The following is an 11,983-nucleotide window of genomic DNA, read 5'->3' as shown; positions in this document are numbered from 1 at the left end:
AAAATTGGCAAGTAATTCTAGTAAAAAAATCATTATAACTGGTGCTAAAGGTTTTGTTGGTAAAGCTCTATGCTCAAATTTAACTAAATACAACTACCTTAATTTTATACCGTTAGCAAGAGAGCCATTGCCGCCGAACTTTCAGTTATGTCCAGGTTTAAATCAAAAAGAGGGTTGGAGTGAGTTACTTGCAGAAGCCGATGTTGTCATTCACTTAGCAGGGAAAGCACATGAGGTAAGTAATGCGTCGTCGCTGGAAGCTTTCCGCTCGGTAAATACATATGGTACAGTCAACTTAGCGAAGCAAGCCGTAATTGCAGGTGTTAAAAAGTTTATTTTTATGAGTTCTATAGGAGTAAATGGGGTATCAAACTCATCTCCTTTTAAATATAACGATAAACCTACTCCAATTGAAAATTATGCTATTTCTAAGTATGAAGCTGAAATAGCGCTAAAAAAAATAGTAAAGAATACTGATATGGAGCTCGTTATAATTAGACCTCCTCTAGTTTATGGTAAAAATGCTCCAGGTAACTTTGGTAAACTCTTAAATGTTGCACAGAGGAATCTACCACTTCCTTTGGGTGCAATTAATAATCAGCGCAGCTTTGTAGCTGTAGATAACTTAGTTGATCTAATAGTTACATGTATTGATCATCCAAATGCTGTTAATCATACATTTTTGGTAAGCGATGATGAGGATATATCGACATCAAATCTTTTGAAAAAGCTTACGTTGGCAGCAGGTAAAAAGCCTTGGTTGATACCTATTCCATTATCTTTTTTAAAACTCATAGCTTCTATAGTTGGCAAAAAAGATACCGTTGAAAGATTTTCTAGTTCGTTAATTGTTGATATTGAGCATACTAAAAGTACATTAAACTGGAAGCCGCCAATTACTCTGGAAGAAGGCATTCGTCGTTGCTTTAAATAACTACTATTTTAATAATATGGAATTATAAATGATACGTGTACTCGATTTTTTATTTTCACTTTTTGGTTTATTGTTTGCTTTACCGTTTTTATTGATTTTATACCTTATTGGCTTATTCGATACTGGCTCACCACTATTTAAACAAGAGCGTGTTGGTCGTAATAAAAAACCTTTCACTTTAGTTAAATTTAGAACAATGTCAGTAGATACAGCGTCGGTTGCTAGCCATCTTGCAAGCAGTGCATCTATCACTCGTTTTGGTGGTTTTTTACGTAAAACTAAATTAGATGAGCTACCGCAGCTTTGGAATGTACTTAAAGGTGAAATGAGTTTAGTTGGACCACGTCCCGGGCTATTTAATCAGCAAGAACTTACTCAGGCTCGTGATGCTAAAAATATATACAATGTGCGCCCTGGCATTACTGGCTTGGCACAAGTGAGCGAAATAGATATGTCTACTCCAGAGCTGTTAGCTGAAACCGATGCAAAAATGATTGCCACGCTAAACCTTAAAGATTACTTTACTTATATACTGCAAACAGTAACAGGAAGTGGTAGTGGCGATAGAGTAAAATAGCAACATAACATACACAAATTTACAAAAAATAACTAAATACATAAAGACTATATAAAATATTGCCTATAGTCTTTATTTATTAAGTGCATTGGTTGCTCATCTTGTAGTAAAATTGTAGCCAATAGAATAGCAATATGATTGCTGGCTTCAGGGAAATGTATTGTGTTTTTAAAGTTTTTAGTTAGTTTACCACGCCCCCAAAAAAGAGTTATTTCTCTCCTTATCGACAGCGTATTTATAATAGTGGCTTTTTGGCTTTCTTTTTTGCTTAGGCTAGATAGTGTAGTTGTTTTAAAAAGCATACACAATTGGTTGTTACTAGCCGCTCTGTTGCCATTGAGTTTACTTAGTTTTGTGAAGCTAGGATTATACAGAGCTGTTCTACGATATATGAATACACAAGCTATGTGGGCCATTGCCGCTGGCGTTGTGCTATCTACATTATATTTAACTGTTTTGTCTTTCTTTTTAAGTGCCGCGGTTCCGCGTACTGTGCCATTTATATATGCTAGTTTCTGTATTTTATTTGTAGGTGGGTCAAGGTTAACAGCGCGCGCCATTGTAGGGCAAATCACCATGCGTCGCAAAGAAGGTGTAATTATATATGGTGCAGGATCTGCAGGTCGGCAATTAGCTACCGCGCTTGCTAGCGGGCCTGAATATTCACCTGTTGCATTTATCGATGATGACTCTAAAAAGCATTTATCTGTAATACAGGGAGTATGCGTGTACTCATCTACACAAATAGCAGAAGTTGCAAAGCAAAAATGTGCTAAGAAGATTTTACTTGCCCTGCCAAGCACATCAAGAAGCCGCCGTAAAGAAATACTTAACGCAATTGAAAAGTACAAGTTACAGGTGATGACCATACCTGGAATGGCCGATATAGTGTCGGGCACTACAAGTGTTGATGCAATTAAGGATGTAGAAATCGATGACCTACTTGGCAGAGAATCAGTTAAACCAAGACAAGATTTAATGTCATCAAATATTACCAATAAAGCCGTTATGGTGACTGGCGCAGGTGGTTCAATAGGGTCAGAGCTGTGTAGGCAAATAATAAAAAATACTCCAACAAAAATTGTGTTGTTTGAGCTTTCAGAGTTTGCTTTATACGCTATTGAAAAAGAGCTTTCAGAATATTGCTCTGCAAATAATCTGAATATTGAAGTGTTACCAATACTTGGCTCCATTCAAAATAAAAAATTACTTGAATCAACATTTTCAACTTTTAGTATTCAAACTGTATACCATGCCGCAGCTTACAAGCATGTTCCACTAGTAGAACATAACGTAGTTGAAGGTGTTCGCAACAATGTTTACGGAACTTATAATGTAGCAACCGCAGCCATATTTACTAATGTAGAAACATTTGTTTTAGTGTCTACCGATAAGGCTGTTCGCCCAACAAATATAATGGGAACAACCAAGCGTATGGCCGAACTTGTACTGCAAGGCCTTTCAGAGGTGCAAAGCACCACGCGCTTTACCATGGTTAGATTTGGTAATGTTTTAGGATCATCGGGTTCGGTTGTGCCGCTTTTTAGAAAGCAAATAAAAGCAGGTGGCCCAATAACATTAACCCATCAAGATATAACGCGTTACTTTATGACAATACCAGAAGCCGCTCAGCTTGTTATTCAAGCTGGTGCAATGGGGGTCGGTGGCGATGTATTTGTGCTTGATATGGGGGAGCCTGTAAAAATTAAAGACCTTGCAACAAAAATGGTGCACTTGTCAGGGCTTGAAGTTAAGCATGAAAAACGACCAAATGGCGATATAGAAATTAAATGTACTGGTTTACGCCCAGGTGAAAAGTTATACGAAGAGTTATTGATTGGCGATAATGTTACTGGGACTGATCATCCTAGAATTCTAAGTGCTCACGAAATAAAAATGCCATGGGCTGAATTAGATACTTTTTTAGCTAATCTAAAAGTTGCATGTGACGAGTCTGACCATCCTCAAATTCGTAAGCTACTTTTACAAGCGCCCACAGCGTTTTCACCTACGGATGGTATTTGCGATCTTAATTGGAAAGAAAAACAAACTAGCCAATCAAATGTGACTGTTTTGCCTAATATAAGTAGTTCTTGAGTAGCGTTTATAATAAACGATAGTTAGTGTTTTAAATCTTTACCATCCGCGTGAGCAAGCTTCACGCCTACAAGAGTATCCCAAGCCTCTAATGTAAAGGTTTACACCATGTAGGCGCCTTGCTTGCTGGCGCGTTAAAAGCGTTTATATTTAACCATTTGCGTGAGCAAGCTTCACGCCTACAAAGGTATTCCAAACCTCTAATATTAAGGTTTAACACCATGTAGGCGCCATGCTTGCTGGCGCGTTAAAAGCGTGTATATTTAACTATTCGCGTGAGCAAGCTTCACGCCTACAAAGGTACCTCAAACCTCTAATATTAGGCTTTAACGCCACGTAGGCGCCTTGCTTGCTGGCGCGTTAAAGCTAACTTCCTATTTCAATTTTAACACTCTCACCCAACACCTCTTTATACTTATTTGCCAATGCAGCTTTTGCATCATCATCGCCATGCACAATTTTTATATGGCTTGGCTTTTTACGCATACCCGTTACAAACTTAATTAATCCGTTTTGATCGGCATGTGCACTATAACCGCTAATGGTATGTACTTTGGCATTAATGGTAACGCGTGTATTGTTTATAAATACATAACCATTACGTGGGCCGTATTGTTGAATGTCTCGGCCTAGCGTGCCTCTCCCTTGGTAGCCCACAAATAAAACATCGGTGGTTGCATCACCTAAAAATCGTTCTAGGTAGTTAACTATTCGGCCTCCGGTACACATACCGCTGGCGGCTAAAATAATAGCAGGCGTTTGGCGCGTACTTAAGTAATTAATAATGGCCATATGTTCTTTATGCGAATCAACCGTGGTTAGGTTTTTAAAATCAAGTGGGTGACGGCCTTTGGCTACTTTCTGTTTTGCTTCGTTATCCCATAAGTGTTTAAACTTTCTATATTGAGCAGTAAAGTTTGCTGCCATGGGAGAGTCGAGTATTACGTGTATATCTCGCCATTGTGAATGCTTGGCAGAGCTATGTATAAGTTGTTCTAGTTCGTATAGAAGTTCTTGGGTTCGGCCAATACTAAATGCAGGCACTAGCACCACTCCATTATCTGCAACCGCACGCTCTATTATTTTTTTAAGTGTTTGGGTACGCTGTTTACGCCCTTGATGATTTTTATCACCATAAGTAGATTCAATCACTAAAGTATCGGCTTTATAAGGCGCTTTAGGCGAGGGGAGTAATGACGTGTATGGAGCGCCTAAATCACCCGAAAATACAACGCGGTGAGTGCTATTTGGTTTAGTACTTTGCTTATGAGTTTTAATGTCAATTTCAACATAGGCTGAACCTAAAATATGCCCGGCTCGCTGAAATCGCGCTTTAGCACTTTGCTGTCCATTGCATCGCAAGTTAAACCATGTTTTAAAATCAACGGGTACAATGCGTCGCTTTAGTAGGTTTAAGCAGGCATTTATAATTCTAGAGTCGCGTGTTACGCCCACTTTTAGCGCATCTTCTATTACTAGCGGCAACAAACTGGCTGAAGCTTGCGAGGTAAATATTGGCCCTTTAAAGCCGGCGGCAAATAAATAGGGAATTCGGCCAACATGATCAATATGGCAATGCGTAACAATAAGCGCAGTAACATGGCTAATATCAAATTCTATTGCTAAGTCTTCTTTTGAGTCCTCTCCTTGAAATAATCCGCAATCAACAAGTACACTTGTTTGCTCATTAATTAAAAGCTCATGGCATGAGCCTGTAACACCGTTTACAGCCCCGTGGTGAAATAAATGCATACACTCTCCTTGTGTTAAAATTTAGTTAAAATAAAAGTGGTAAAAATAGCTGTTTTACAATGTTTTTCCAAAAATAAGTTAACCCATCAAATTTAAAATAATATATGTAAAAATATTTAACAAAATAAATTTTAAACGTTACCAATGTTAAGTGACTGTTGCATAATTGGTTAAGTTTATTTTTAGTGATAAACTTAGTACTCAAAGCATAAGTTTGGCATTATTTATTTTAATTGCCAGTTTACATAGGTGTTTAGTATTAGCTATAATGCTCACCTGATTTAGTTTAATCTTGTGTTAATTGCAATTTTGTTATGTAGGATTGCTATGGAAAGTTGGTACTTAGTAGTGTGTAAACCTCGTCAGGAAGAGCGGGCAAAAACCAACTTAAATAATCAAGGGATTGAAGCATTTTACCCCCAATTGACTACCGAAAGGCTGGTCAAAGGTCGTAAGACCATCAAAAAATCTGCTTTATTTCCAAATTATTTATTTGTGTTCCTTGATTCAAAAAACGGTAACTTTTCTGCTGTAAAAAACACACGCGGAATAGCAAGTTTTGTTGCATATGGTGCCAAATACCAAATTGTACCAATACAAATAATAGAACAACTAAAGTGTGAACGTTTGTACACTACTAAATCCGAACTGCCAAAATCAGGTGATAGGGTAAACGTAAATAACAACTCGTTTAACAATATAGATGCCATATATAAAGAACCTGATGGAGATATCCGAAGCATTTTGTTAATTAAATTGCTTAACAAAGAAGTAGAAATAAGCATAGACAACAATGATTTTAAATAAACTCCTTAGTGGCAAGTATTAAATTATTACCCCGCTCATCAAAATTTAGCTTTTATCAGTAAGTAGGAACTGCAACCTAGGGGCGGAAGCGTGCCCGAAGGGCTAGATAAGCAAATAGTTTTGCTTTCAAGCTGGAGCGAGAGGAGCTCTGCGACGAACTGGAACGTGAAGCGTGCCCGAAGGGCTAGATAAGCAAATGGTCTTGCTTTCAAGCTGGAGCGAGAGGAGCTCTGCGACGAACTGGAACGAGAAGCGTGCCCGAGTGGCTATTCGTAGACGCGTAGTTTGCCAGCGTGAATGCTAATAACTCATAAAGTAAATCAGCCACTGTTTGCTGTCTATATTTTATAAAACACTGAGTAAGCATAAATACTTATTTAAGGGAATGCCAAAGCGCAAAAGCGTGTTTCGGCTTGCGTGCAAAGTAAGCTCATGCTTTAATTAGCCGATAAAATACAAGTACTCACCAAGGTTGGTGGGCAAGTGCAATATTTAAAATAATTTTGGGATTCTACGATGGCGTTAAGCTGTAAATCACTCATCACTTCACTCGCAATACTATCAGTTACCGGTTGCACCATAGTACCAGGTAGCCATTTTGAAGGCATAGAATCTGGCGAGCAAACTCAAAACCTTGAGCAAGACCTAGAAAAAGTAAACATTCAAATAATTGACTCGTCACTAATTAAACAACAAAAACAAGCACGTGTGGCCGCAAAGCCAATATCGAATACCGCGGGTTTAAACGTAAGCAATTACCAATACAAACTAGGTGTAGGAGACGTACTTACAATAGGTGTATGGGATCACCCAGAGTTAACCATACCAGCAGGTACGCAGCGCACCGCAGAGTTTGACGGTTTTAGAGTTCAAGAAGACGGCACCATTACATACGCATACGCACCAAACATTCCAGCTGCAGGACACACCATAAGTGAAGTGCGTGAACAGCTAGTAAAACGCCTTAGTAGAGTAATTGAAGACCCACAAATAGATGTTAAAGTAGTCGGTTTTAGAAGCCAAAAAGCGTATGTTACTGGCGAAGTAAATAAACCAGGTGTTTACCCTGTCACTAGTACACCACTTACTTTGATAGATGCACTAAATCAAGCTGGCGGCCTAACCGAATCAGCCGATTGGCGTACAGTAACGTTTACCCGTGGCGACAAAACAGAAGTAATAGAGCTTGATGATTTTTATGCTCATGGTGATATTTCGCAAAATCGCTTACTACAACATGGCGATATAGTGCACGTTAGTCGAAACGATCAACAAAAAGTATTTGTATTAGGTGATGTAAAACGAGCAGGGTCGGTTACGCTTAACCGTTATGGCTTAAACCTAGCACAAGCATTAAGCGACACGGGCGGCTTAAATGAAAATACAGCAGATGCAAACGGCGTATTCGTTTTACGTAAAAGTAATTTAGAGCAAACAGGTGTGCTTGCAAACGTATACCAGCTTCATGCAAAAAACATTGCAGCACTTGTATTGGCCGAGCAGTTTGAACTGCAGCCGCACGATATAGTATATGTAACATCAGCCCCATTGGCCCGTTGGAACCGCGTAATAAGTTTACTATTACCGTCGGTAGCTACCGTTGATAACTTAAACGATATAAACAACTAAGGCAGCTATAATGTTTGATTCTGTTTTAGTTGTGTGTGCCGGCAATATTTGCCGCAGCCCAACCGGCGAGTATGTATTAAAGCAAAAGCTGGAAGGTAAAAATATAAAAGTGTCGTCTGCGGGGTTAACAGCGCTTGAAGGTAAGCCAGCAGATGCAATGGCAAAAAAAATTGCCCAAGTTCATGGTGTAAATATGGATACCCATCAAGGTCGCCAGCTTACATCGGCACTCGTTGCGCAAAATAGCGTAATATTAGTTATGGAAGAACGACATTTAAATGATTTACACGCACGCTACCCCGAAGCGCGCGGTAAAACATTTTTATTAGGTAAATGGATCAACAACGCCGAAATACCAGACCCTTACCGCCAAAGCCAAGAGGCTTTTGAGCACGTATACGCATTAATCGATAGCGCTTGTAGCGCTTGGCAAAAGTATTTATAAGGATTGGCAAAGTAAATGACCCCTCAGCCTTCAGCTCCAACCAATAATCAAAATAAATCAACCGAACAAGAAATAGATCTCCTTGCGTTATTTGGCACATTACTCGACCGTAAATACTTTATAGTTTTAGTAACTGTATTATTTGCAATAATAGGGGTGGCTGTAGCTGTATTTAGTACACCCATTTACAAAGCCACAGCGCTCATACAAGTAGAAGAAAGTAGCCCCTCAGTACCTGGCTTAGATGACATGGCAGGTATGTTTGAGAGCTCAAGTGAGGCCGTAACCGAAATAGAGCTATTAAAATCGCGCAGTGTAATTGGCGAGGCGGTTGACGCGCTTAAACTTGATATAATAGCCGAGCCTAAATTATTTCCTATTATTGGTGGCAAGTTTTACAGAGGATTTGTAGCCAACAAACCAAACGATGTAGCCGACCCACTCCTAGGTGCAAGTAGCTATGCATGGGGCGGTGAATCTATAAACGTATTTAGGTTTATAGTGCCCCAAGCATTTGAAGGCAAAGAGTTTGAATTACACATAAAACAAAACAATCAGTACGAATTATTAAACCCAGATGGCGATGCAGTACTAAACGGCACAGTAGGTAAAGACGAAGCCGCAGGCTTTTATGCCCTTACAGTTCGTGCTTTAAATGCACGCCCTGGTACGGTGTTTACCTTAGTAAAAAACAACCGTTACCGCACAGTAGTTGAACTACAGCAAGAAATATCGGCCAGCGAAAAAGGAAAAGATTCAGGCATTATTACTCTTGCTTACGAGCATAAAAATGCATCGCACGCTGAAAAAGTGCTTGATAAAGTAGCCGATATTTACGTACGCCGAAACGTAGAGCGCAACAGCGCAGAGGCTAAAAAGTCGCTCGATTTTTTAGAGGTACAACTGCCAGAGGTTAAAAAGCAGCTAGAAGGCTCAGAGCAGCGTTTTAACGACTACCAAAAAAAGCGACAGTCGGTAAACATTACACTAGAAACACAAGCAATTCTTGAACAAATTGTAGAGCTAGACACAACCCTGCAAGAGCTTGACCTAAAGCGCCTAGAACTTAGCCGTAAATTTAAGCGCGAACACCCAGCATACCAAGGTGTAATTAAGCAAATAGAATCAATACAAGCAGAAAAAGCGCAGCTAACTGCTGAAGTAAGTAACCTACCCGAAACCCAACAAGAGCTATTGCGTTTAACACGAGATGTAGAAGTAGGTAACGAAATTTACATGCTACTACTTAGTAAAACACAAGAGCTAGACATAGTGCGTGCTGGCACCGTAGGTAACGTACGTGTTGTTGATGTTGCAGCGGTAGATACAACCGAACCCGTAAAACCTAAAAAAGCTTTAATTGCAGTAGTTGCAACGTTACTAGGGGGCTTTTTAGCGGTTGCTATAGTGCTTATACAAAAAGCTATGCACAAAGGCGTTGAAGATCCAAGCGAAATAGAAGCCCTAGGTATAAACGTATATGCAAGTGTGCCACACTCAGATCACCAAGATAAATTGGTAGGGTTTGGAGCTAAGTCTAAAAAAACAAAAGCAGGAAAAGCCAAATCAATACTCGCAGTAGATAACCCTGCAGACCTAGCCATAGAGGCATTACGTAGCTTACGTACCAGCCTACATTTTGCGATGATCGAATCAAAAAATAATATAATAGCGATATCGGGCCCAAGCCCAGGTGTAGGTAAATCGTTTATATCAGTAAACTTGGCCACAGTATTGGCGCAAAGTGGTAAAAAAGTACTTATAGTTGATGCCGATATGCGTAAAGGCTACTTACAAACACAGTTTGGTTTAAAGTGGGACGACGGCCTAAGTGATTACCTATCGGGCCGTTTAAACTTAGCGCAAATAACAAAAGCAAGCAAAGTTGAAAACTTAAATGTAATCACGCGCGGGCAAATACCACCTAATCCGTCAGAGCTGTTAATGCATAGCAACTTTAGTCAATTTATTGAACAAATTAGCGAAGCCTACGACCTAGTAATTATAGATACCCCGCCAATATTAGCCGTAACCGACCCAGCTATAGTAAGCGCGCATTGTGGTACCACATTATTAGTAGCACGCTTTGGCCAAAACCATGTTCGCGAAATAGAGCTAACGCGAAATCGCTTTGAACAAAACGGCATAGATGTAAAAGGCCTAGTATTTAATGGCGTAGTTAAAAAAGCCAGTAATGCCTACGGGTACTATGGTTACTACAACTACGAATATAAATCAGATAAATAGATGAATATTGGCTACGGGCTACGATTCTCGCAGCCTGAGCCTAGCAGCTCGATGCTTGTCGCTAGTGTCCCGTAGTTCATAACTAACAGCTTAAAACTTAATACCCTGGAGAAACAAATGGAAATCTCACAAGCTAGGATGACCCATCTTAAGCAACTAGAGGCTGAGTCTATTCACATTATTCGTGAAGTAGCGGCTGAGTTCGATAACCCAGTCATGCTTTACTCAGTAGGTAAAGACTCAGCAGTAATGCTGCACTTAACAATGAAAGCGTTTTTTCCGGCAAAACCACCATTTCCTTTAATGCATGTAGATACCACATGGAAGTTTAAAGAAATGATTGAGTTTAGAGACCAAATGGCTAAAAAGCTGGGTTTTGACCTAATTGTACATAAAAACCAAGAAGGGATTGACGCAGGCGTAGGGCCATTTACCCACGGTAGTGCAAAGCATACCGATATAATGAAAACCCAAGGCCTAAAGCAAGCGCTTAACAAATACAAGTTTGACGCAGCCTTTGGCGGCGCGCGCCGCGATGAAGAAAAATCACGCGCAAAAGAACGTGTTTACTCGTTCCGCGATAAAAACCACCGCTGGGACCCAAAAAACCAACGTCCAGAGTTGTGGAACACCTTTAACGGTAAAGTAGAAAAGGGCGAAAGCATTCGTGTATTTCCGCTAAGTAACTGGACCGAACTCGACATTTGGCAATACATATACCTAGAAAACATCGACATTGTACCACTATACCTAGCAGCAGAACGCCCAGTAGTAGAGCGCGACGGTACATTAATAATGGTAGATGACGAACGCATGCCACTTAACGATGGCGAAGTACCCATGCAAAAAATGGTACGCTTTAGAACGCTAGGTTGTTACCCATTAACAGGTGCTGTTGAGTCACATGCCACAACATTACCCGAAATTATTCAAGAAATGCTGCTGACAAAAACCTCTGAGCGCCAAGGCCGTGTAATTGACCACGATTCATCCGGCTCAATGGAGAAAAAGAAAATGGAAGGGTACTTCTAGCCGAAGGCTAGGAGCCTGAAGCCGTAAGCTGTAAGTCATAAGTAACAGACGTCGTAATATAGCTCTCAAAGCTCAGAATTAATAACTTCTTTAAAATGAATTTTCATGAATTTTGAAAATTTGGACGTATGGAAACGTTCAGCTCGACTTTCTGCAGAGATATATAAGGTAACGGCATCATTAAAAGACTTTGGCTTTAGAGATCAACTGACACGCTCAGGACTTTCCGTGCCCAGTAACATTGCGGAGGGAATGACACGAGAAAGTGTTAAAGAAAAGAAACGCTTTTTGGATATTGCACGATCGTCATTATCAGAAGCAAGAACACAAATTTATATAGGCATTGATATCGGCTATCTCCCAAAGCAACAGGCACAAGAATGGCTTGTTGAAACCAGAGAGCTATCTGCCATGCTCAATAGCCTTAAAAACAAACTTATATAGCTGCTGTTTTTACTTACAA

Annotated in this window: 10 protein-coding genes; 9 read left to right on the top strand and 1 reads right to left on the bottom strand. The window is 39.9% G+C overall.

The annotated features are described in order from the left end of the window. Positions 1-4 precede the first annotated feature (4 nt). The 3 genes from MTF67_RS03185 to MTF67_RS03175 all read left to right on the top strand — a co-directional run bounded on the left by MTF67_RS03185 (position 5) and on the right by MTF67_RS03175 (position 3,608). Positions 5-934 carry an NAD-dependent epimerase/dehydratase family protein gene (locus MTF67_RS03185; protein WP_248518684.1) on the top strand — a complete coding sequence of 310 codons (930 nt, stop codon included), beginning with the start codon at positions 5-7 and terminating at the stop codon, positions 932-934. A 28-nt stretch (positions 935-962) separates the two neighbouring features. Beyond that, a complete protein-coding gene (locus MTF67_RS03180) occupies positions 963-1,511 on the top strand; it encodes a sugar transferase (RefSeq protein WP_039036307.1) in 549 nt (182 codons plus the stop codon). A 162-nt stretch (positions 1,512-1,673) separates the two neighbouring features. Then, a complete protein-coding gene (locus tag MTF67_RS03175) occupies positions 1,674-3,608 on the top strand; it encodes a nucleoside-diphosphate sugar epimerase/dehydratase (protein WP_248518683.1) in 1,935 nt (644 codons plus the stop codon). Positions 3,609-3,974: 366 nt separating this feature from the next. Here MTF67_RS03175 and MTF67_RS03170 read toward each other — a convergent pair whose 3' ends face one another. Then, positions 3,975-5,360: an MBL fold metallo-hydrolase gene (locus MTF67_RS03170; RefSeq protein ID WP_248518682.1), complete on the bottom strand. Its 1,386-nt coding sequence runs from the start codon at positions 5,358-5,360 to the stop codon at positions 3,975-3,977. A gap of 327 nt (positions 5,361-5,687) precedes the next feature. On the opposite strand from MTF67_RS03170, the gene rfaH reads away from it, so the two are divergent. From rfaH to MTF67_RS03140, 6 genes are all read left to right on the top strand, one after another. Then, complete coding sequence (gene rfaH, locus MTF67_RS03165) at positions 5,688-6,167, top strand: transcription/translation regulatory transformer protein RfaH (RefSeq protein WP_039036310.1); 480 nt, start codon at positions 5,688-5,690, stop codon at positions 6,165-6,167. A 516-nt stretch (positions 6,168-6,683) separates the two neighbouring features. Continuing rightward, entirely contained in the window at positions 6,684-7,796 is a 1,113-nt protein-coding gene (locus MTF67_RS03160) for a polysaccharide export protein (protein ID WP_039036311.1), read from the top strand. Between the two features lie 10 nt (positions 7,797-7,806). Then, entirely contained in the window at positions 7,807-8,241 is a 435-nt protein-coding gene (locus MTF67_RS03155) for a low molecular weight protein-tyrosine-phosphatase (protein WP_039036312.1), read from the top strand. A 15-nt stretch (positions 8,242-8,256) separates the two neighbouring features. After that, a complete protein-coding gene (locus tag MTF67_RS03150) occupies positions 8,257-10,488 on the top strand; it encodes a polysaccharide biosynthesis tyrosine autokinase (protein ID WP_248518681.1) in 2,232 nt (743 codons plus the stop codon). Between the two features lie 105 nt (positions 10,489-10,593). Beyond that, a complete protein-coding gene (gene cysD / locus MTF67_RS03145) occupies positions 10,594-11,520 on the top strand; it encodes a sulfate adenylyltransferase subunit CysD (protein ID WP_282447093.1) in 927 nt (308 codons plus the stop codon). A 105-nt stretch (positions 11,521-11,625) separates the two neighbouring features. Continuing rightward, positions 11,626-11,964: a four helix bundle protein gene (locus MTF67_RS03140; RefSeq protein ID WP_248518680.1), complete on the top strand. Its 339-nt coding sequence runs from the start codon at positions 11,626-11,628 to the stop codon at positions 11,962-11,964. Positions 11,965-11,983 lie beyond the last annotated feature (19 nt).

Source organism: Pseudoalteromonas sp. 2CM32C (assembly GCF_023161925.1).
GTDB classification, from domain to species: Bacteria; Pseudomonadota; Gammaproteobacteria; order Enterobacterales; family Alteromonadaceae; genus Pseudoalteromonas; species Pseudoalteromonas marina.
Note: the sequence above shows the minus strand (reverse complement) of the source record. Positions and strands in the feature narration are given on the sequence as shown.

Excerpts from the sequence above, each read along its gene's own strand:
- rfaH (WP_039036310.1), top strand. The coding sequence starts at position 5,688 with ATGGAAAGTTGGTACTTAGTAGTGTGTAAACCTCGTCAGGAAGAGCGG.
- MTF67_RS03155 (WP_039036312.1), top strand. The coding sequence starts at position 7,807 with ATGTTTGATTCTGTTTTAGTTGTGTGTGCCGGCAATATTTGCCGCAGC.
- MTF67_RS03180 (WP_039036307.1), top strand. The coding sequence starts at position 963 with ATGATACGTGTACTCGATTTTTTATTTTCACTTTTTGGTTTATTGTTT.
- MTF67_RS03140 (WP_248518680.1), top strand. The coding sequence starts at position 11,626 with ATGAATTTTGAAAATTTGGACGTATGGAAACGTTCAGCTCGACTTTCT.
- MTF67_RS03160 (WP_039036311.1), top strand. The coding sequence starts at position 6,684 with ATGGCGTTAAGCTGTAAATCACTCATCACTTCACTCGCAATACTATCA.
- MTF67_RS03170 (WP_248518682.1), bottom strand. The coding sequence starts at position 5,360 with ATGCATTTATTTCACCACGGGGCTGTAAACGGTGTTACAGGCTCATGC.
- MTF67_RS03150 (WP_248518681.1), top strand. The coding sequence starts at position 8,257 with ATGACCCCTCAGCCTTCAGCTCCAACCAATAATCAAAATAAATCAACC.